Raw genomic sequence first — 19,209 nt, forward strand, 5'->3', positions numbered from 1 at the left:
AGGCCGCAGGAAGGCCCTGGAACTCCTCGAGGGCGGCCCGGAGGAACCGGGCCGCCCTCTGGAGGACGGACGTCACGCGGCCGGGATCACTCCTCGACCGTGAGGCCCTTGCGCAGCTTCACCAGCGTGCGGGACAGCAGACGGGAGACGTGCATCTGGGAGATGCCGAGCTCCTCGCCGATCTCCGACTGGGTCATGCCGGCGACGAACCGCAGCGACAGGATCTTCCGGTCCCGCGACGGCAGTTCGGCGATCAGCGGCTTCAACGACTCGATGTACTCGATGCCTTCGAGCCCGTGGTCCTCGTAACCGATGCGGTCGGCCAGGGCGCCCTCGGCGTCGTCCTCCTCCGGCTGGGCGTCCAGCGAGGAGGCGGTGTACGCGTTCGACGCGGCCATGCCCTCGACGACCTCGTCGGTGGTGATGCCCAGCCGGTCCGCCAGTTCGGCCACCGTCGGCGCGCGGTCGAGCTGCTGGGCCAGTTCGTCACCGGCCTTGGCCAGGTCCAGCCGCAGCTCCTGCAGACGGCGCGGTACGCGCACGGACCACGAGGTGTCGCGGAAGAAGCGCTTGATCTCGCCGATGATGGTCGGCATCGCGAAAGTGGGGAACTCCACACCCCGCGTGTGTTCGAAGCGGTCGATCGCCTTGATCAGGCCGATGGTGCCGACCTGGATGATGTCCTCCATGGGCTCGCTGCGGGAGCGGAACCGGGAGGCGGCGAACTTGACCAGCGCGAGGTTCAGTTCGACGAGCGTGTTGCGTACGTACGAGTAGTCGTGGCTGCCTTCGTCGAGCGACTCGAGGCGCTCGAACAGGGTCTTGGACAGAGCCCGTGCGTCGACCGGGCCCACCTCGTCGTACGGGGGGATCTCCGGGAGTCCGGCGAGTAGACCGTCCGGGACGACTCCCAGGTCGTCCTGCTCGATGGGATCCAGATGTTCCGGAGGGGGTGTCGACGTCGCTTCATGGGTAGGCGATGCGTCGAGCCGGGGTGACATGATGTCCTCCATCGTTCTCGGCATATGGCTGCCGAAGCCAATACGTGCACTGCGGTGTGCGGCGCCTCCAAAGCCGGCCGTGTCGGGTACGTGTCTTTACTAGCCCTACCGGCTGCTCGGAGCCCGCCGCAAGTGCGTTCTGTTCGGTTATGTCCGTTTGTGCGTGATTGTTAGAGTGTCGATGCGTGGCCGGAAGGCGTAATGTTCGAGAGCGTCAGGAACAGCCACGACCTCGGGAGAGAGAGACGGCATGGACCGCGGGACGGTCGGCAGCGCACAGTCGGGCCGGCTTCTGGTCGAGGTGCGAGAAGAGGGCCCCAGTGCCGTCGTGACCCCGGCGGGTGAGTTGGACCACCACACCGCCGATCTGTTGCGGGAGCCACTGGAGGACTGCCTCGCCAAGGGTTTCAAGCGGCTTGTCATCGACTGCTCCCGGCTGGAGTTCTGTGACTCCACGGGGCTGAACGTGCTGCTCGGCGCCCGGCTGAAGGCCGAGGCGGGCGGCGGCGGGGTGGCCCTGGTGGGCATGCAGCCCGTCGTTGCGCGCGTGTTCGAGATCACGGGGGCGGACGCGGTGTTCGCCGTCCATGACACGCTCGAGGCGGCCCTGGCCGACGATTCGGCGTGACGCGGTCGGGAAGGCCGGGCGGGATGCCCGTGACGCATCCGCCGGCGACGGGGGGCTCCCGGAGCGTCTTTTCGTGCGAATACGGGGGTGTTCCGTCGGACGGGTCGGGCAGGAGTCACCCTGTACGTCCCGGACGCGGTGGTCGGGAGGGTGCCGAGAACCATTCGGGCCGTCCGCGCGTGACCGGCCGAGTACGGAAGATTTTGCAATGTGAACTGGTGACACGGTGAGGTGAAGCGCTGATGAGCACCACCCGGCCCTACTCGCCGGGCGACCGCGGTCCGGAGCCCAGCGGCGCTTCCGGGACGCCCGGGGGCGCTGCACCGGCCGCAGGCGCCCCGGACGGCGGTGTGGCCACGCCGATCGCCGACCCGGCGTCCCCACCGCGGCCGCCCGGCGGCGCACAGGTGCGCCGGCTGAGCTTCGAGGACCAGAGCGGGGTCGTGCCGCTCGCGCGGGACTTCACGCGGCAGGCGCTGTACGACTGGGGGTGGCTGCCGGCCGCGACCGCGGACCGGCGGGCAGCCGCCGAGGACGTTCTGCTCGTCGTGTCCGAGCTGGTCACCAACGCGTGCCTGCACGCGGAGGGGCCGGATCTGCTGACCATCACCTGCGACCGCAAGGTGATCCGTCTCGAGGTCACCGACCGGGGGACGGGGCAGCCGTCGCCCCGGACGCCGCACCGCGCGGGGCGGCCGGGCGGGCACGGCATGTTCATCGTGCAGCGGCTGTGTCTGGACTGGGGCGTCCAGCGACTGCCTGATGTGGCGGGCAAGACGGTCTGGGCCGAGCTGGGCACGCCGTCGTAAACGTCGGGTCGCCTTCCGGCACCCGGTACGCACCGGCCTCCAGGACCCGCAGAGGGGTCCTTGGAGGCCGCTTCGGCTTTCCGGGCGCCCCGGAACCCATCTCAGGGGCTCCCAGGCCGCCACGGCGCCGTCTGAGCGCCCTGAAGGCAACAGGCACCGGTGCTGGTCCGGACGGGGGGAGTCTGCGCACCTCGGCACCAACGAGGCGCCGCCGCGCCCACCCGCGCCGCCCTGGGGGTACCTCCCGGGCTTTTAAGGCACTGGGGGAGGCACGAATGCCCGCAGCCAGGCGGTACGACTGCTCCACACCGGCGGTGGGGCGTCACAAGGGGCCGCGGCGACAGCACGCCTCAGGGGCGCGGGGAACTGCGCGCTCAGCCACGGACGGCCCGCACCCGGCGTTGCAGGGGTGCCGCCGCGCCCACCCGCGCCGCCCTGGGGGTACCTCTCGGGCTTTTAAAGCAGTGGGGGAGGCACGAATGCCCGCGGCGACAGCCCGCCTCAGGGGCGCGGGGAACTGCGTGACCAGCCCCCGGCGAGCCGACCCGGCGTGCGGCCCCCACGCCCGAAGGGCCCCTGGAAACCGCCTCTCGGCCGGGGCCCTTCGTACAGCTCAGCGTGCGTTACGCCCGCCTCAGCGGACATCCCCCATCAACGACTTCACCTTGTTCCGGTACATCCAGATCGCGAAGCCCGCCACGACCGCGAGGGTCGCCTCCAGGGCGACGATGCCCGTCTTGTTGAGGTCCACGCCCGCGATGGACAGCAGACCCGTCGTGGCGTCGCCCGCGGTGACCGCGAGGAACCAGACGCCCATCATCTGCGAGGCGTACTTCGCGGGCGCCATCTTCGTGGTGACCGACAGGCCCACCGGGGAGAGCAGCAGCTCGCCGACGGTCTGGGTGAAGTAGATCGCCACCAGCCACAGCGCCGCCGCCTTGTGACCGCCCTCGGCGATCGACAGCGGGGCCAGGAACAGGAAGAACGAGACGCCGACCAGCATCAGACCGGAAGAGAACTTCACGATCGTGCTCGGCTCCTTGCCGCGCCGGTTCAGCGCGAGCCAGATCCAGGCGAAGACCGGGGCCAGCGCCATGATCAGGACCGGGTTGACCGACTGGTACCAGGAGACCGGGAAGTCCCAGCCCAGCACGCTGTTCTCGGCGGAGGAGTCGGCGAAGATCGACAGGGTCGAGCCGCCCTGGTCGTAGATCATCCAGAAGATCGCCGCGGCGACGAAGAACCAGATGTACGCGGACATCTTCGACTGCTCGGCGCGGTCGAGGTCCTTGTCGCGCTTGATCCGCGCCAGCACCATCACCGGGATGATCACGCCGAGCAGGGTCAGCGGGACCAGGATCCAGTTCAGGGTGTAGTGGCCGGAGAAGCCGACGATCGCGTACGCCACGACGGCGACGCCCGCCCACAGCGCGGCCTTGCGCAGCGTGGAGGCCTTCTCCTCGGCCGACAGCGGCTTCGGGACGACGCTGGACTGCGCGGCCAGGTGGCGGCTGCCCAGCAGGAACTGCGTGACGCCCAGACCCATGCCGAGCGCGGCGAGCGCGAAGCCCAGGTGCCAGTTGACGCTCTCACCGACGGTGCCGATGATCAGCGGCGCCGCGAAGGCACCGAGGTTGATGCCCATGTAGAAGACGGTGAAGCCGCCGTCCCGGCGCGGGTCGTCCGGGCCCTGGTAGAGCTGGCCGACCATCGTGGAGATGTTGGCCTTCAGCAGACCGGAGCCGATCGCGACGAGGCCGAGACCGCCGTAGAAGGTGCCCGAGTAGGGCAGGGCCAGCGTCAGGTGGCCCAGCATGATGACGCCGCCGGCGACGGCGACGGTCTTGCGGGGGCCCCAGACCCGGTCGCCGAACCAGCCGCCGGGCATGGCGAGCAGGTACACCAGCGACAGGTACACCGAGTAGATGGCGGTGGCGGTGCCCGCGCTCAGACCGAGACCGCCCGGCGCGACGAGGTACAGCGGGAGCAGAGCCCTCATGCCGTAGTAGGAGAAACGCTCCCACATCTCGGTCATGAAGAGAGTGGCCAGTCCGCGGGGGTGGCCGAAGAAGGTCTTCTCGGAACCGGGGGTGCCCGGAGTCACCGAGTCCTTCGTCAGGCTGGACGCCATGGTCGTTCCTTGCTGTCGGGACGCGTCGCGCGAGACGGGTACGCGCCCGGTGGGGGGCTGGCCGGCACCGGCGGGCCGTACCGTCCGCCCCACGCCTGGGGGGTGCCGCCCCGGATCACGGAGCGACGGACGGCGACCACCGGGATCCACGCCCCCGCCGTGCGTCCACGCGCGGCAAAGGCCCGGCCACAGGTCATTCCTTCAGGGACCGGCAGCATGTGCCGGCCCGCACACAAAAGAGACCCTCAGCGTCAACTGCCGCCAAAGGTCCCCGTGGTGCAACAGGCGTTGACTCACCATACGGCAGGACACTGCCGGATATGGAAGGACTTGAGACGCGAATCACAGGTTTCGATGGAACCGTGATCGCCTATTCGAAGGTCCGCACAGCATCGCACCTCGCACCCGCAGGTACGAATCGGAGGGCCGGGAGGTGGGAATCGGGTGAGACGCCGGTAAGAACCGAGCCCGGCGATCACACCCCTGCGGCTCGGGCCACGGGTCTACCATCATCCGCATGACCCGTGTACTGCTCGCCGAGGACGACGCGTCCATCTCGGAGCCGCTGGCCCGCGCCCTGCGCCGGGAGGGCTACGAAGTCGAGGTGCGTGAGGACGGACCCGGCGCCCTGGACGCCGGAATGCAGGGCGGCGTCGACCTGGTCGTGCTGGACCTCGGGCTGCCGGGGATGGACGGCCTGGAGGTCGCCCGCCGGCTCCGCGCCGAGGGGCACTCGGTCCCCCTGCTGATCCTCACCGCGCGCGCCGACGAGGTGGACACGGTCGTCGGCCTGGACGCGGGCGCCGACGACTACGTCACCAAGCCGTTCCGCCTGGCCGAGCTGCTGGCCAGGGTCCGGGCCCTGCTGCGGCGCGGCGCCGCCGAGCCGCAGCAGCCGCCCGCCACCCACGGCGTGCGCATCGACGTCGAGTCGCACCGCGCGTGGATGGGCGACGAGGAGCTCCAGCTCACCGCGAAGGAGTTCGACCTGCTGCGGGTGCTGGTGCGCGACGCGGGCCGGGTGGTCACCCGCGACCAGCTGATGCGCGAGGTCTGGGACACCACCTGGTGGTCCTCCACCAAGACCCTCGACATGCACATCTCCTGGCTGCGCAAGAAGCTCGGCGACGACGCGGCCAACCCCCGTTACATCGCCACCGTGCGCGGCGTGGGCTTCCGTTTCGAGAAGAGCTGAGCCCCCGCCGGGGTTCCGCCACCGGGTAAGAGAACATGCGCCGCCGTCTGATCCAGTCCACGCTCGCCGTGGTCCTCGTCGTGATCGCCGTCTTCGGGGTCTCCCTGGTGATCGTCGAGACCCGCACCATCACCGAGACCGCGAAGGAGCGCGTGGAGTCCGAGGCGGTGCGGCTCGCCAGCATCGTCGACAGCCGCCTGCTCGTCGAGGACAAAGTGACCGCCGAGATCATCGGCGACCAGATGCCCGACGACCGGTACGCCGTCGTACGGATCCCCGGCAAGCCGCCCATCGAGGTCGGCTCCAAGCCGGACGGCGACGTCATCAGCGCCACCGCGCCCGGCGAGGAGGGCGAGACGGTCACCGTCCAGGAGCCGCGCTCCTCGGTGACCGAGGAGGTCGGCCGCACCCTGCTGATCATCGGTTTCGTGGCGCTGCTCGCGGTGATCGCGGCCGTGCTGCTCGCGATCCGGCAGGCCAACCGGCTCGCCTCCCCGCTGACCGACCTCGCCGAGACCGCCGAGCGCCTCGGCTCCGGCGACCCGCGCCCCCGCCACCGTCGCTACGGCGTCCCCGAGCTGGACCGGGTCGCCGACGTGCTGGACGCCTCCGCCGAGCGCATCGCGCGCATGCTGACCGCCGAGCGGCGGCTCGCCGCCGACGCCTCCCACCAGCTGCGCACCCCGCTCACCGCGCTGTCGATGCGGCTGGAGGAGATCACCGTGACCGACGACCCGGACACGGTGAAGGAGGAGGCGACGATCGCGCTCGCGCAGGTGGAGCGGCTGACGGACGTGGTGGAGCGGCTGCTGACCAACTCCCGCGACCCGCGCACGGGCTCCGCCGTCACCTTCGACCTCGACGAGGTGATCAAGCAGCAGCTCGCCGAGTGGCGCCCCGCCTACCGCAGCGCCGGCCGGGCCATCGTGACCTCCGGCAAGCGGAACCTGCGCGCCGTGGGCACCCCGGGCGCGGTCGCCCAGGTGCTGGCCGCGCTGATCGAGAACTCGCTGATGCACGGCGGCGGCACGGTCGCGCTGCGCACCCGCGTCACCGGCAACCAGGTCGTCGTGGAGGTCACCGACGAGGGTCCGGGCGTGCCCGCCGAACTGGGGTCGCGGATCTTCGAGCGGGCGATCAGCGGCCGCAACTCCACCGGGATCGGCCTGGCCGTCGCCCGCGACCTCGCGGAGGCGGACGGCGGCCGTCTGGAGATGCTCCAGGCCAAGCCGCCCGTGTTCGGCCTGTTCCTGTCCCGCACGCCCCCGCGGAAGGACCCCGGCGAGGAGTCCGGCAGGACGGTGCGCTGAGAGGCGCGGCGGCCGGACGACGAGAAGGGGCCGTTACGGCACGCGCTGCCGGGGACGCTCCCCGGCGACCGTGGAGCCGCCGCCCGCCACGGGCTCCTCCCGCACCGGCAGGGCGCGGAACACCCACGAGCGGTAGGACCAGAAGCGGAACAGGGTCGCGATGCCGATGCCGAGGAACTTGAAGATGTTGCTCTGCAGGGAGCTGTCCCAGCCGAAACCGTACGTCGCCGTGTAGAGCACGCCGTTCTCGATCACCAGGCCGATGACGCTGAACAGCAGGAACAGCGACATCTCGCGGGTGCGGCGGGACTTGTCGCGGTCACGGTAGGTGAAGTACCGGAAGCCGACGTAGTTGAAGACGATCGCGACCACGGTGGCGATGACGCTCGCGCGCACCACCTGGAGGTCGGTCGCCTGACGGACCAGGTTGAACACACCGAGGTTGACCAGAACCCCGGCTCCCCCCACCGCGCCGAACTTGGCCACTTCGCGGAAGAGCCGTCGAAGCCCCGAGGAACCTTGTTCCATCGCCCACAGGCTCCCGTCGGTCGAGTGCGTCAACTCCGCCATGCTAACCACCCGCACGCGCGATCTTCCTGCGGACGACGCGTCGCACCGGCACCATGTGCCCCGTCCGTCCCGGGGGACGGGCGGGAATCGGCCACCCTGGCGTGGGCGGATACCCTGGGGTCGTGACGTTCCCGGTAGTCGGCATGGTCGGCGGCGGTCAGCTCGCTCGTATGACACACGAGGCGGGCATCCCGCTCGGCATCAGGTTCAAGCTCCTCAGTGACACCCCGCAGGATTCCGCGGCCCAGGTGGTGGGCGACGTCGTCGTCGGCGACTACCGCGACCTGGACACACTGCGCGACTTCGCGCGCGGCTGCGACGTGATCACCTTCGACCACGAGCACGTGCCCACCGAGCACCTGCGGGCCCTGGAGGCCGACGGCGTGCCCGTCCGCCCCGGGCCCGAGGCGCTGGTGCACGCCCAGGACAAGGGTGTGATGCGCGCGAAGCTCGACGCGATCGGCATCCCCTGCCCGCGCCACCGCATCGTGTCGGATCCGGCCGATGTGGCCGCGTTCGCGGCGGAGGGCGACGGATTCCCCGTCGTCCTGAAGACCGTGCGCGGCGGCTACGACGGCAAGGGCGTGTGGGTCGTGGACTCCGAGGCGGAGGCCGCCGAGCCGTTCAAGGCCGGGGTGCCCGTGCTCGCCGAGGAGAAGGTCGACTTCGTGCGCGAGCTGGCCGCCAACGTGGTCCGCTCCCCGCACGGCCAGGCCGTCGCCTACCCGGTCGTGGAGTCGCGGCAGGTCAACGGCGTGTGCGACACCGTGATCGCGCCCGCGCCCGACCTCGACGAGGAGCTGGCGCTGAAGGCCGAGGAGATGGCCCTGACCATCGCCAAGGAGCTGGGCGTGGTCGGCCACCTCGCGGTGGAGCTGTTCCAGACCCGCGACGGCCGCGTCCTCGTCAACGAGCTCGCGATGCGCCCGCACAACTCCGGCCACTGGAGCCAGGACGGCGCGATCACCTCGCAGTTCGCCAACCACGTCCGCGCCGTCCTCGACCTCCCGCTCGGCGACCCGCGCCCGCGCGTCAAGTGGACGGTCATGGTCAACGTCCTCGGCGGCGACTACCCGGACATGTACTCGGCGTACCTGCACTGCATGGCGCGCGACCCCCAGCTGAAGATCCACATGTACGGCAAGGACGTGAAGCCCGGCCGCAAGGTCGGTCACGTGAACACCTACGGCGACGACCTGGACGACGTGCTGGAGCGCGCCCGTCACGCAGCCGGCTACCTGAGAGGCACGATCACCGAATGAGCCCTGTCGTTGGCATCGTCATGGGGTCCGACTCCGACTGGCCCGTCATGGAGGCGGCGGCCAAGGCCCTCGACGAGTTCGAGATCGCCTACGAGGTCGACGTCGTCTCCGCGCACCGCATGCCCCGCGAGATGATCACGTACGGCGAGCAGGCCGCGGACCGCGGGCTCAAGGTGATCATCGCGGGCGCGGGCGGCGCCGCCCATCTGCCCGGCATGCTCGCCTCGGTGACCCCGCTGCCCGTCATCGGCGTGCCCGTGCCGCTCAAGTACCTCGACGGCATGGACTCGCTGCTGTCCATCGTGCAGATGCCGGCCGGCGTCCCGGTCGCCACCGTCTCCGTCGCCGGCGCGCGCAACGCGGGCCTGCTCGCGGCCCGTGTCCTCGCCGCCCACGACGAGGAACTGCGCGGCCGCATGCGGGACTTCCAGCAGGAGCTGAACGACCAGGCGGCCGAGAAGGGCAAGCGGCTGCGCGCCAAGGCCGAGGGTTCCGGCGCCGGTTTCGGCTTCGGCAAGTGAGCGGGGTGGACGGCATGACCTCCCTGGACGACGCCCGCGCGCTGCTCGCCGAGTTCCCCGTCGTCGACGGGCACAACGACCTGCCCTGGGCGCTGCGCGAACAGGTCTCCTACGACCTCGGCGCCCGCGACATCGCCGGCGACCAGTCCGCCCATCTGCACACCGACATCCCCCGGTTGCGCGCCGGCGGCGTCGGCGCGCAGTTCTGGTCGGTGTACGTGCGCGCCGACGCCCCCGACCCGGTGCCGGCCACGCTGGAACAGATCGACTGCGTACGGCAGTTGATCGACCGTCACCCGCGGGACCTGGCACCCGCGCTGACCGCCGCCGACATGGAGGCCGCGCGCCGGGAGGGCCGTATCGCCTCCCTCATGGGCGCGGAGGGCGGCCACTCCATCGCCGACTCCCTCGGCACGCTGCGGGGGTTGTACGAGCTCGGGGTGCGCTATCTGACCCTCACCCACAACTTCAACGTGGCGTGGGCCGACTCGGCGACCGACGAGCCCGGCGTGGGCGGACTGTCCGCGTTCGGCCGCGAGGTGGTGCGGGAGATGAACCGGCTCGGCATGCTGGTCGACCTCTCCCACGTCGCCGCCACGACCATGCGGGACGCGCTGGACACCAGCACCGCGCCGGTGATCTTCTCCCACTCCTCGGCCCGCGCGGTCTGCGACCACCCGCGCAACATCCCCGACGACGTGCTGGAGCGGCTGCCCGCCAACGGCGGCGTCGCGATGGTGACGTTCGTGCCGAAGTTCGTCCTCCAGGCCGCCGTGGACTGGACGACTGCCGCCGACGAGAACCTGCGCGCGCACGGCTTCCACCACCTCGACACCAGCCCCGAGGCGATGAAGCTGCACCGCGCCTTCGAGGAGAGCCGCCCGCGGCCCGTCGCCACGGTGGCCACGGTCGCCGACCACCTCGACCACATGCGCGAGGTCGCCGGCGTCGACCACATCGGCATCGGCGGCGACTACGACGGCACGGCCTTCACCCCCGACGGGCTGAACGACGTCTCCGGCTACCCCCGGCTGATCGCCGAGCTGCTGGACCGCGGCTGGTCCCGCGCCGACCTCGCCAAGCTGACCTGGCAGAACGCGGTGCGGGTGCTGGGCGCGGCCGAGGACGTGGCCCGTGACCTGCGCGCCACGCGCGCGCCGTCCAACGCCACCATCGAGGCGCTGGACGGCTGACCGGCGGACGCGGCGCGGGGGCCGGGCGTCCGCTTACCCCGAACGCCGCGTTCACCAGGAAGCTTGAGGGTGCTCCGTGCGACCGTGACCGTACCGCCCGAGGTCACGACGTACGGAGCCCCGTTATGGCCGATCTCCAGGACGACCTGCACACCGCCGCCGAGGTGGGCCGCGCCGACGAGCCGTACCCCCAGGAGGCGGTGGTCGTCGGGCCGGAGGAGTACCGGCCCGTCTCCGACCCGGACGACGCCCCCCTCGACCGCGCGCGGGCCGTCCTCGCCGCCCACCCCGTCTGCGACGGCTACAGCGGCCTGCCGTGGACGCTGCGCGGACTGCCCTGGTACGACCTCGACCTCGGGGAGTCCGCCGTCGACGCGGACCTGCCGCGGCTGCGTCAGGGGCAGGTCGGCGCGGTGTTCTGGTCGCTGCACCTGCCCGACGGCCACGACGGCGAACGGGCGCTCGCCACGACCCTGGAGCTGCTGGACCTGGCGCGGGGGGTCGTCGCCGCCCACGAGGCGGGGCTGCGGCCCGCCCGCACCGCCGGGGAGGTCGTCGACGCCCGCAACTGCGGCCGGGTCGCCGTGCTGTTCGGACCCGCCGGCGCACCCGCCCTCGGCGACTCACTGAGCGTCCTGCGCTCCCTGCACGCCCTCGGCGTCCGGGTGCTCACCCTCGCCGGCACCTCCTGGGCGGGCCCGGCCGGGCTGACCCGCTTCGGCGAGGAGGTCGTGCGGGAGATGAACCGGCTCGGCATGGTCGCCGACCTCTCCTACGCCTCCGCCGCCACGATCCGCCGGGCCCTCGTGGTCTCCAAGGCGCCGGTCCTCTTCACCCGCTCCGGCGCCCGCGATCTGCGTCCGCATCCGGCGAACCTGTCCGACGACCTGCTGGCCGCGGTGGGGGAGGCGAAGGGGCTGTGCCTGGTGCCGCTCACGGCCGAGCAGGCCGGCCCGACCGTCCGCGACGTCGCCGACCACCTCGACCGCGTCCGTGCCCTCGCCGGCCCGGACTGCGTGGGCCTGTCCGGCACGTACGACACGGGCAGCGCGCATCCGCAGGAGCTTCGCGACCCGTCCTGCTATCCCCGCCTGATCGCGGAACTCCTCCGCCGCGGCTGGGAGGAGTCCGACGTGGCCCTCCTGACCTGGGGCAACGTCCAACGCGTCCTCCGGGCGGCCACCTTCACGGCCCACACGGCCCAGCAACGCCGCAAGCCGTCGACGGCGACGATCACAGCCCTCGACGGCTGACGCGCCCTCCGGAAGCGCGTACCGCTGCCCCTGAGGGCGCGTCAGCGGAGGCGCCCTCAGGGGCGCGGGGAACCGCGCGACCAGCCACGGACGTCCCGCACCCGGCGTCGCAAGGGTGCCGCTGCGCCCACCCGTGCCGCCCTGGGGGTACTTCCCAGAGCCTTGAAGGCACTGGGGGAGGCACGACTGCCCGCAGTTGTGGCGGGCAGTAGGCCTGCCGGGCGGTGGGGCGCTTGCAGGGGCGCCGCAGCGGCACGCCTCAGGGGCGCGGGGAACTGCGCGATCGGCCACGGATTGCCCGCGCCCGGCGTTGGCGGGTGCCGCTGCCCCTGCGGGGGAGGCGCCGGCGGGGGAAACACCCTTCAGGGGCGCGGGGAACTGCGCGGTCGGCCACGGATTGCCCGCGCCCGGCGTTGGCGGGTGCCGCTGCCCCTGCGGGGGAGGCGCCGGCGGCGGCAGCACGCCTCAGGGGCGCGGGGAACTGCGCGATCGGCCACGGACCGCCCGCGCCCGGCGTCGGAAGCGCACCGCCGCTCCCGCACCCCGGGCGCCGCTCACGGCTGTTCGATGCGGCACAGGCAGAACGGATGCCCCGCCGGGTCGGCGTAGACGCGGAAGTCCTTCTTCTCGTAGTCCTCCCGGTCCAACACCCGCGCCCCCAGCGCCAGCACCTTCTCCTCCGCCGCGTCCACCTCCTCCCACGTACCGCCCGCGTCGAAGTCGAGATGGAACTGCTGCGAGTCGTGGTCGGCGGCCGGCCAGGCCGGCGGGGTGAAGCCCGGGGCGCGCTGGAAGGCGAGGCGGGGGCCCGAGGGGACCTGGAGGACCACCCAGTCCTCGTCCTCCGCCACGGGCGTGCCCCCGGCGACGGCCGCGTAGAAGACCGCCAGCTCACTCGGGTCGGGGCAGTCCAGGACGACACTGCGCAGTCGTGCCACGGGGGCCATCGGTTCCTCCATGTCTCGCATGTCTCGGCAGGCTCTCAGCAGGTGTCGGCAGGTGTCGGCAGGTGTCAGCAGGCGCACAGGCAGAACGGGTGCCCGGCCGGGTCCGCGTAAACCCGGAAGGAGCGCGAGCGGTCCTCCGCGTCCAGCGCCTTCGCGCCCAGCGCCAGAACCTCCTTCTCGGCCGCGTCCAGGTCCTCGACGGTCAGGTCGAGGTGGAACTGCTGGGAGCGGTCGGCCGCGGGCCACTCCGGCGGGACGAACCCCGGGGCCGCCTGGAAGGCCAGCGTCGGACCGCCGGGGACCGCGAGGTCCACCCAGTCGCCCTCGCCCTCCGGCGTGCCGCCCACGACACCGGCGTAGAAACCGGCCAGTGCCTGCGGGTCCCGACAGTCCAGGACGACGGCGCCCACCTTGGCCACGGACATGACTGCCTCCTCGTGTTACCGCTTGAAGCGGTCTTCAGGTAACCGTTACCGCATGCTCCCGCATAGCGGGTAACGTCGCAAGGAGATGGGGGAAAGGTACCGTCGCGTCATGAGTGAGAGAGCGGCCCCGCCGGGGCGGCTGGCCCTGGTCCACGACCTGGTCAACACCGTGGACCTCGCCACCGGCGCCGACGCGCTGGACACCCCCGAGGGCCGCGCGCCCTTCGGACTCACCGAGGACACCGTCGACGACGCCCGCGCGCTGCGCGAGTCGCTCCGCGCCACCCTGCTCGCGCACGCGGGCCACCCCGCCCACCGCCCGGTCGTGCCGCTCGGCGAGCTGCTCGCCCGCGCGCCCCTGGTGGTCACGGTCGACCCCGCCGACGGCTCCGCCGCCCTCGCACCGGTCGACGACGGCCCGCTGCTCTCCCGCGTCGCCGCCGCAGTCGCCGAGGCCGTCACCGCCGGCACCTGGCAGCGCCTCAAGGCGTGCGAGTCCCCGGCCTGCCACTGGGCGTACTACGACCGCAGCCCGGCCGGACGCGGCCGCTGGTGCTCGATGCGGGTGTGCGGGGCCCGCGAGAAGATGCGCCGGTACCGGGCGAAGCAGGGGTAGTCCCGGCACGTTCGCGCCCGTTGGGGCAGAATGCAACACGACGCCGGTTCGGCCGACTGAGCCTCGGCCGAACCGGCGTCACCCTTTCCCCGCGCGGGAGCCGCGTCTCAGGCCCCGGGGCGTCCCATCGCCCGGAAGCGCCAGCCGGCCCGCCGCCAGGCCTCCGCGTCGAGCGCGTTGCGCCCGTCCAGGACGACCCGCTCGGCCGCCACCTCGCCCAGCTCCGCCGGGTCCAGCTCGCGGAACTCCCGCCACTCCGTCAGGTGCAGCACGACATGCGCGCCGCGCACCGCCTCCAGCGCCGAGCCGGCGTACCCGAGCGTCGGGAAGATGCGGCGGGCGTTGTCCATGCCCTTCGGGTCGTAGACCGTGACCTGGCCGCCCTGGAGGTGGATCTGCCCGGCCACGTTCAGCGCGGGCGAGTCACGGACGTCGTCCGAGTCGGGCTTGAAGGTCGCGCCCAGCACCGCCACCCGCTTGCCGAGGAACGGCCCGCCGCCCAGCTCCTGCCGGGTCAGCTCCACCATCCGCCCGCGCTGGCGCATGTTGATCGAGTCGATCTCGCGCAGGAACGTCAGCGCCTGGTCCGCGCCCAGCTCACCGGCGCGCGCCATGAACGCCCGGATGTCCTTCGGCAGACAGCCGCCGCCGAAGCCGATCCCGGCGCGCAGGAACTTCCGGCCGATCCGGTCGTCGTACCCGATCGCCTCCGCCAGCTTCGCGACGTCGCCGCCGGTGGCCTCGCACAGCTCCGCCATCGCGTTGATGAAAGAGATCTTCGTGGCGAGGAAGGAGTTCGCGGACGTCTTCACCAGCTCCGCCGTCGGGAAGTCCGTCACCACGAACGGCGACCCCTCCTCGATCGGCGTGGCGTACACCTCGCGCAGCAGCTTCTCCGACCGTTCGCTGCGCACGCCCACCACGATCCGGTCCGGGTGCAGGGTGTCCTGCACCGCGAAGCCCTCACGCAGGAACTCCGGGTTCCAGGCCAGCTCCGCGTCCGCCCCGGCCGGCGCGTGCTCGGCGAGGTAGGCGGCCAGCCGGTCCGCCGACCCGACGGGCACCGTCGACTTGCCCACGACCAGCGCGGGGCCCTTGAGATGCGGGGCGAGCGAGGCGATCGCCGAGTCGACGTACGACATGTCGCAGGCGTACTCGCCGTGCCGCTGCGGGGTGTTCACACAGACGAAGTGGACGTCGCCGAACTCGCCCAGCTCCGCCCAGTCCATGGTGAACCGCAGCCGGCCGGTTGAACCCTCGATCCCGGCCACGTGCCGGCGCAGCAGCTCCTCGAGTCCCGGCTCGTACATCGGGACCTCGCCGCGGCGCAGCTTGTCGATCTTCTCGGGCACCACGTCCAGGCCCATCACCTCGAAGCCCAGCTCGGCCATGGCCGCGGCGTGGGTCGCGCCGAGATAACCGGTGCCGATCACGGTGATCCTGAGGGCCATGGGGGGTGCTCCAGACGTCTGCGGCAGGCACGTGCGCGCCCGAGCATATCCGGGGCGGCCCTGCGCCCCTCGTCCGGTTGTTCCCCCGCTGTCGCCCAGCTCACCTATCCACGAGCATGGGAGAAGGCCTAACATTTGAGTTACTTAACGGTAGTTAGCGTGACCAGCATCGCAGCGTTTTGGAGCGTGAGAGACCTTGGCCGGATCGGCTGACTTCGACCTGTACCGCCCGTCCGAGGAGCACGACATGCTCCGGGACGCCGTCCGCTCGCTGGCCGAGGCGAAGATCGCGCCGCACGCCGCCGCGGTGGACGAGGAGGCCCGCTTCCCGCAGGAGGCCCTCGACGCGCTCGTCGCCAACGACCTGCACGCCGTCCACGTCCCCGAGGAGTACGGCGGTGCCGGCGCGGACGCGCTCGCCACGGTCATCGTGATCGAGGAGGTGGCCCGCGTCTGCGCGTCCTCCTCCCTCATCCCCGCCGTGAACAAGCTGGGCTCGCTGCCGGTCATCCTCTCCGGCTCCGAGGCGCTGAAGAAGAAGTACATGGCCCCGCTGGCCAAGGGCGAGGCGATGTTCTCGTACTGCCTGTCCGAGCCGGACGCCGGTTCCGACGCCGCCGGCATGAAGACCCGCGCCGTCCGCGACGGCGACTTCTGGGTGCTCAACGGCGTGAAGCGCTGGATCACCAACGCCGGCGAGTCCGAGTTCTACACGGTGATGGCCGTCACCGACCCGGAGAAGCGCTCCAAGGGCATCTCCGCCTTCGTCGTGGAGAAGTCCGACCCGGGCGTCTCCTTCGGCGCACCGGAGAAGAAGCTCGGCATCAAGGGCTCGCCCACCCGCGAGGTCTACCTGGACAACGTCCGGATCCCCGCCGACCGCATGATCGGCGAGGAGGGCACCGGCTTCGCCACGGCGATGAAGACCCTGGACCACACCCGCATCACCATCGCCGCGCAGGCCCTCGGCATCGCCCAGGGCGCCCTCGACTACGCCAAGGGCTATGTCAAGGAGCGCAAGCAGTTCGGCAAGCCGATCGCCGACTTCCAGGGCGTGCAGTTCATGCTCGCCGACATGGCCATGAAGATCGAGGCCGCCCGCCAGCTGACGTACGCGGCGGCGGCGAAGTCCGAGCGGGGCGACAGCGACCTGACCTTCCAGGGCGCCGCCGCCAAGTGCTTCGCCTCCGACGTGGCCATGGAGGTCACCACGGACGCCGTCCAGCTCCTCGGCGGCTACGGCTACACCCGCGACTACCCGGTCGAGCGCATGATGCGCGACGCCAAGATCACGCAGATCTACGAGGGCACCAACCAGGTCCAGCGCATCGTGATGGCGCGCAACCTGCCGTGAGCACGGCCAGACCTGACGGAAGGGCGCCCGGGATCCCCCGGGCGCCCTTCCGCGTCGTCCGGCCCCGCCACCGGCCCCCGCGTCGCGCTCACCGGCGCCAGAACAGGTGGTGCGTCACGCCGCTCGGGCTGGGCACGGCCTCCAGGTGGTACCGGTCGAGCAGGTCCTCCGGGGAGTCCCACAGACGCAGCCCGGAGCCCAGCTTCACCGGCGACACCGCCACGTGCAGGGTGTCCACCAGACCCGCGTCGAGGAACTGCCGCACGGTGGTGACCCCGCCGCCGAGCCGGACGTCCTTGCCGTCCGCCGCCTCCCGCGCCAGCTCCAGCACCCGCTCCGGGGTGCCGTCGACGAAGTGGAACGTGGTGTCGGACAGCGTGAACGACGGACGCGGGTGGTGGGTCATCACGAACACCGGCGTGCGGAACGGCGGCTCGTCCCCCCACCAGCCCCGCCACTCGTGGTCCTGCCACGGCCCCCGCTGGGGCCCGAACTTGTTGCGGCCCATGATCTCGGCGCCGATGTTGTTCGCGAAGTCGCGGGTGAAGTAGTCGTCGATGCCCCGGGTCCCGCCGGGGTCGGTGCGGTTGGGCCAGCTCGCGGTCGCGCCTGCCCAGGCGAAGAGCGTGCCGGGGTCCACGTGGCCGAAGGGCCGTTCCAGGGTCTGGTCCTCGCCCGCGCCGACCCCGTCGCTCGAGACGTTGAAGTTCTGCACTCTCAGCAGCTGTGACACTGTCCCTCCTCGTTGGGTGACAGTGTGAGGACTCCCCGGAAGGGGAGAACTCATCGCCGCAGGCTCACAGGAAACGCCGGATCGGGGTGACCGCCGCCTCCGCCAGACGCGCGCGCAGCGGACGGCGCCGCCAGCGGGCCGGGTCGACGGCCTCGCTCTGCTTGCGGTCGGCGTCGAAGTCCTCGTCGAGCCGCGCGGTGAAGCCCTCGTCGAGGACGGCCAGCATGACCTCCTCGTCGTGCTCCAGCGAGCGGCGGTTGAAGTTGGTCGAGCCGATCAGGGAGCAGACCCCGTCCACCGTGATGATCTTCGTGTGGAGCATCGTCGGCTGGTACTCCCGCACCTCCACGCCCGCGTCCACCAGCGTCTGGTAGTGCTGACGCCCGGCCAGCAGACAGGCCCGCTGGTCGGTGTGCGGCCCGGGCAGCAGGATCTCCACCTTCACGCCCCGGCGGGCCGCGGCCGCCAGCAGGTCGATGAAGTACTCGTCCGGCGCGAAGTACGCCGTGGACAGCCGGAACCGCTCCTGCGCCGAGGTGATCACCACGCGCAGCAGGGTCTGCATGTCCTGCCAGCCGAAGCTGGCCGAGCCGCGCACCACCTGCACCGTGGCGGTGCCGGGCTGCTCCTGCGGGGTGAAGCGGTCGTACGCGTCGTACAGCTCGTCGTGGCACTCGGCCCAGTTCTGGGCGAAGGCCGCCGCGATGCCGTCCACGGCCGGGCCCCTGACCCGTACGTGGGTGTCGCGCCACTCCTGGGGGTTGCGGGCGTCGCCGCACCACTCCTGCGCGATGCCCACCCCGCCGGTGAAGGCGGTGTGCTCGTCGGTGAGGAGCACCTTGCGGTGGCAGCGGTGGTTCTGCCGCATCGGCGACAGCCGGGTCGGCTTGCGGAACCACGCCACATGGACGCCGGCCTCCTCCATCGCCTCCAGCAGCTCCGGCTCTATCTCCTTCGCGCCGAAGCCGTCCAGCAGCAGCCGCACCCGGACCCCCGCGCGGGCCCGCTCGGCGAACGCCTCGGCGAACTCGCGCGCGATGCCGCCCCGCCAGTAGACGAACGTCATCATGTCGACGGTGTGCTCCGCGGCACGGACCGCCTCCAGCATCGCCGGGAAGATCTCGTCGCCGTTGCGCAGCGGCACGAGTTCGTTGCCCTCGGTCGCCGCGATGCCGATGAGCCGTTCCAGGCGTCTGCGCAGCCGCTGCCGCTCCGTCTGTGCTGTCATGGCCCTCTCCCTGTCCGTCCCGCGATACGCCCCCTCGGCGCCGCGGTCACCGGCGCCACCCACCCTGGTTGCCGCTCCCGGCCCGGCCAAGCAGCGTCCTGTGGTGGTCATGGACACAGGGGCGTAGGACGGGAGGTGCGAGGACCGAACGCCGGTTCTCGCACGACCCTGGGAGGAACCATGACCCAGCAGCAGCCGGCCACGGAACCGCTGAGCAAGGAGATGCAGGACTGCATCCAGGCGTGCATGGCCTGTCACGGCGTGTGCGAGGAGGCCATGAGCGCGTGTCTGCAGCGGGGTGGCGAGGCCCAGACACGCATCATGCGCGCGCTCCTCGACTGTTCGGAGATGACCCGCATGTGCGCGGACATGATGATGCGGCGGTCCCCACTGCACAACGAGATGTGCATGATGTGCGCGCAGGCCTGCGACCTGTGCGCGGAGGCGTGCATGTCGATGCCCGAGGACGAGCTGATGACGCGGTGCGCCGAGTCGTGCCGCCGCTGCTCGGAGATGTGCCGCGCGATGGCGGGCGCCCCGATGTGACGGACGCGCCGGACATGCGCGAGGGCACCCCGGCGG

At 71.6% G+C, this 19,209-nt stretch carries 19 protein-coding genes; 11 read left to right on the forward strand and 8 right to left on the reverse strand.

Going from position 1 to position 19,209, the window contains the following annotated elements; all coding sequences use genetic code 11:
* Positions 1 to 86: 86 nt before the first annotated feature.
* The gene (locus ACQY0Z_RS10235) at positions 87 to 1,001 is read right to left on the reverse strand and encodes an RNA polymerase sigma factor SigF (RefSeq protein WP_026243486.1); all 915 of its coding nucleotides are present in this window, start codon (positions 999 to 1,001) and stop codon (positions 87 to 89) included.
* A 250-nt stretch (positions 1,002 to 1,251) separates the two neighbouring features.
* On the opposite strand from ACQY0Z_RS10235, the gene ACQY0Z_RS10240 reads away from it, so the two are divergent.
* Positions 1,252 to 1,629 carry an STAS domain-containing protein gene (locus ACQY0Z_RS10240; protein ID WP_019522686.1) on the forward strand — a complete coding sequence of 126 codons (378 nt, stop codon included), beginning with the start codon at positions 1,252 to 1,254 and terminating at the stop codon, positions 1,627 to 1,629.
* A 242-nt stretch (positions 1,630 to 1,871) separates the two neighbouring features.
* On the forward strand, positions 1,872 to 2,438 hold the full coding sequence (locus ACQY0Z_RS10245; RefSeq protein WP_189895869.1) for an ATP-binding protein: 567 nt from the start codon (positions 1,872 to 1,874) through the stop codon (positions 2,436 to 2,438).
* A gap of 634 nt (positions 2,439 to 3,072) precedes the next feature.
* Here the strand turns inward: ACQY0Z_RS10245 and ACQY0Z_RS10250 are convergent.
* Positions 3,073 to 4,569, reverse strand: coding sequence for an oligopeptide:H+ symporter (locus ACQY0Z_RS10250; protein ID WP_347225165.1), 1,497 nt, complete (start codon positions 4,567 to 4,569; stop codon positions 3,073 to 3,075).
* Between the two features lie 517 nt (positions 4,570 to 5,086).
* Between ACQY0Z_RS10250 and ACQY0Z_RS10255 the strand changes: the two genes are divergently transcribed.
* Entirely contained in the window at positions 5,087 to 5,764 is a 678-nt protein-coding gene (locus ACQY0Z_RS10255) for a response regulator transcription factor (RefSeq protein WP_189895867.1), read from the forward strand.
* A gap of 35 nt (positions 5,765 to 5,799) precedes the next feature.
* Positions 5,800 to 7,074, forward strand: coding sequence for an ATP-binding protein (locus ACQY0Z_RS10260; RefSeq protein ID WP_189895866.1), 1,275 nt, complete (start codon positions 5,800 to 5,802; stop codon positions 7,072 to 7,074).
* A 33-nt stretch (positions 7,075 to 7,107) separates the two neighbouring features.
* Here ACQY0Z_RS10260 and ACQY0Z_RS10265 read toward each other — a convergent pair whose 3' ends face one another.
* On the reverse strand, positions 7,108 to 7,602 hold the full coding sequence (locus ACQY0Z_RS10265) for a GtrA family protein (RefSeq protein WP_189896444.1): 495 nt from the start codon (positions 7,600 to 7,602) through the stop codon (positions 7,108 to 7,110).
* Between the two features lie 164 nt (positions 7,603 to 7,766).
* Between ACQY0Z_RS10265 and ACQY0Z_RS10270 the strand changes: the two genes are divergently transcribed.
* From ACQY0Z_RS10270 to ACQY0Z_RS10285, 4 genes are all read left to right on the forward strand, one after another.
* A complete protein-coding gene (locus ACQY0Z_RS10270; RefSeq protein ID WP_189895865.1) occupies positions 7,767 to 8,906 on the forward strand; it encodes a 5-(carboxyamino)imidazole ribonucleotide synthase in 1,140 nt (379 codons plus the stop codon).
* Positions 8,903 to 9,427: a 5-(carboxyamino)imidazole ribonucleotide mutase gene (purE, locus tag ACQY0Z_RS10275; RefSeq protein ID WP_189895864.1), complete on the forward strand. Its 525-nt coding sequence runs from the start codon at positions 8,903 to 8,905 to the stop codon at positions 9,425 to 9,427. The genes ACQY0Z_RS10270 and purE overlap by 4 nt, the downstream gene beginning before the upstream one ends.
* A 14-nt stretch (positions 9,428 to 9,441) precedes the next feature.
* A complete protein-coding gene (locus ACQY0Z_RS10280; protein ID WP_189895863.1) occupies positions 9,442 to 10,620 on the forward strand; it encodes a membrane dipeptidase in 1,179 nt (392 codons plus the stop codon).
* Between the two features lie 125 nt (positions 10,621 to 10,745).
* Positions 10,746 to 11,873: a dipeptidase gene (locus ACQY0Z_RS10285; protein WP_189895862.1), complete on the forward strand. Its 1,128-nt coding sequence runs from the start codon at positions 10,746 to 10,748 to the stop codon at positions 11,871 to 11,873.
* 554 nt (positions 11,874 to 12,427) lie between these two features.
* Here ACQY0Z_RS10285 and ACQY0Z_RS10290 read toward each other — a convergent pair.
* Both ACQY0Z_RS10290 and ACQY0Z_RS10295 read right to left on the reverse strand, forming a co-directional pair.
* A complete protein-coding gene (locus ACQY0Z_RS10290) occupies positions 12,428 to 12,820 on the reverse strand; it encodes a VOC family protein (RefSeq protein WP_019527171.1) in 393 nt (130 codons plus the stop codon).
* A 65-nt stretch (positions 12,821 to 12,885) separates the two neighbouring features.
* Positions 12,886 to 13,245, reverse strand: a complete 360-nt coding sequence (locus ACQY0Z_RS10295; RefSeq protein ID WP_439812139.1) for a VOC family protein — start codon at positions 13,243 to 13,245, stop codon at positions 12,886 to 12,888.
* A 109-nt stretch (positions 13,246 to 13,354) separates the two neighbouring features.
* Between ACQY0Z_RS10295 and ACQY0Z_RS10300 the strand changes: the two genes are divergently transcribed.
* Positions 13,355 to 13,861, forward strand: coding sequence for a CGNR zinc finger domain-containing protein (locus tag ACQY0Z_RS10300; protein ID WP_189895859.1), 507 nt, complete (start codon positions 13,355 to 13,357; stop codon positions 13,859 to 13,861).
* A 107-nt stretch (positions 13,862 to 13,968) separates the two neighbouring features.
* On the opposite strand, the gene ACQY0Z_RS10305 is transcribed toward ACQY0Z_RS10300, so the two are convergent.
* Entirely contained in the window at positions 13,969 to 15,312 is a 1,344-nt protein-coding gene (locus ACQY0Z_RS10305; RefSeq protein WP_189895858.1) for a UDP-glucose dehydrogenase family protein, read from the reverse strand.
* A gap of 196 nt (positions 15,313 to 15,508) precedes the next feature.
* Here ACQY0Z_RS10305 and ACQY0Z_RS10310 point away from each other — a divergent pair, with 196 nt between their 5' ends.
* The gene (locus ACQY0Z_RS10310) at positions 15,509 to 16,666 is read left to right on the forward strand and encodes an acyl-CoA dehydrogenase (protein ID WP_275980482.1); all 1,158 of its coding nucleotides are present in this window, start codon (positions 15,509 to 15,511) and stop codon (positions 16,664 to 16,666) included.
* Positions 16,667 to 16,754: 88 nt separating this feature from the next.
* On the opposite strand, the gene ACQY0Z_RS10315 is transcribed toward ACQY0Z_RS10310, so the two are convergent.
* A complete protein-coding gene (locus ACQY0Z_RS10315; RefSeq protein ID WP_189895856.1) occupies positions 16,755 to 17,399 on the reverse strand; it encodes a dihydrofolate reductase family protein in 645 nt (214 codons plus the stop codon).
* Positions 17,400 to 17,463: 64 nt separating this feature from the next.
* Positions 17,464 to 18,627, reverse strand: a complete 1,164-nt coding sequence (locus ACQY0Z_RS10320) for a phospholipase D-like domain-containing protein (RefSeq protein WP_189895854.1) — start codon at positions 18,625 to 18,627, stop codon at positions 17,464 to 17,466.
* A gap of 180 nt (positions 18,628 to 18,807) precedes the next feature.
* Here ACQY0Z_RS10320 and ACQY0Z_RS10325 point away from each other — a divergent pair, with 180 nt between their 5' ends.
* Positions 18,808 to 19,173, forward strand: a complete 366-nt coding sequence (locus ACQY0Z_RS10325) for a four-helix bundle copper-binding protein (RefSeq protein WP_189895852.1) — start codon at positions 18,808 to 18,810, stop codon at positions 19,171 to 19,173.
* The last annotated feature ends 36 nt before the right edge of the window (positions 19,174 to 19,209 follow it).

This window comes from Streptomyces sp. P9-2, assembly GCF_051903975.1.
In the GTDB taxonomy this organism is placed as follows: Bacteria; Actinomycetota; Actinomycetes; order Streptomycetales; family Streptomycetaceae; genus Streptomyces; species Streptomyces cellulosae.

Coding starts and splice junctions, on each gene's coding strand:
- ACQY0Z_RS10325 (WP_189895852.1), top strand. CDS start 18,808: ATGACCCAGCAGCAGCCGGCCACGGAACCGCTGAGCAAGGAGATGCAG.
- ACQY0Z_RS10320 (WP_189895854.1), bottom strand. CDS start 18,627: ATGACAGCACAGACGGAGCGGCAGCGGCTGCGCAGACGCCTGGAACGG.
- ACQY0Z_RS10285 (WP_189895862.1), top strand. CDS start 10,746: ATGGCCGATCTCCAGGACGACCTGCACACCGCCGCCGAGGTGGGCCGC.
- ACQY0Z_RS10250 (WP_347225165.1), bottom strand. CDS start 4,569: ATGGCGTCCAGCCTGACGAAGGACTCGGTGACTCCGGGCACCCCCGGT.
- ACQY0Z_RS10295 (WP_439812139.1), bottom strand. CDS start 13,245: ATGTCCGTGGCCAAGGTGGGCGCCGTCGTCCTGGACTGTCGGGACCCG.
- ACQY0Z_RS10255 (WP_189895867.1), top strand. CDS start 5,087: ATGACCCGTGTACTGCTCGCCGAGGACGACGCGTCCATCTCGGAGCCG.
- purE (WP_189895864.1), top strand. CDS start 8,903: ATGAGCCCTGTCGTTGGCATCGTCATGGGGTCCGACTCCGACTGGCCC.
- ACQY0Z_RS10305 (WP_189895858.1), bottom strand. CDS start 15,312: ATGGCCCTCAGGATCACCGTGATCGGCACCGGTTATCTCGGCGCGACC.
- ACQY0Z_RS10290 (WP_019527171.1), bottom strand. CDS start 12,820: ATGGCCCCCGTGGCACGACTGCGCAGTGTCGTCCTGGACTGCCCCGAC.
- ACQY0Z_RS10235 (WP_026243486.1), bottom strand. CDS start 1,001: ATGTCACCCCGGCTCGACGCATCGCCTACCCATGAAGCGACGTCGACA.
- ACQY0Z_RS10265 (WP_189896444.1), bottom strand. CDS start 7,602: ATGGAACAAGGTTCCTCGGGGCTTCGACGGCTCTTCCGCGAAGTGGCC.
- ACQY0Z_RS10300 (WP_189895859.1), top strand. CDS start 13,355: ATGAGTGAGAGAGCGGCCCCGCCGGGGCGGCTGGCCCTGGTCCACGAC.
- ACQY0Z_RS10260 (WP_189895866.1), top strand. CDS start 5,800: ATGCGCCGCCGTCTGATCCAGTCCACGCTCGCCGTGGTCCTCGTCGTG.
- ACQY0Z_RS10240 (WP_019522686.1), top strand. CDS start 1,252: ATGGACCGCGGGACGGTCGGCAGCGCACAGTCGGGCCGGCTTCTGGTC.
- ACQY0Z_RS10245 (WP_189895869.1), top strand. CDS start 1,872: ATGAGCACCACCCGGCCCTACTCGCCGGGCGACCGCGGTCCGGAGCCC.
- ACQY0Z_RS10280 (WP_189895863.1), top strand. CDS start 9,442: ATGACCTCCCTGGACGACGCCCGCGCGCTGCTCGCCGAGTTCCCCGTC.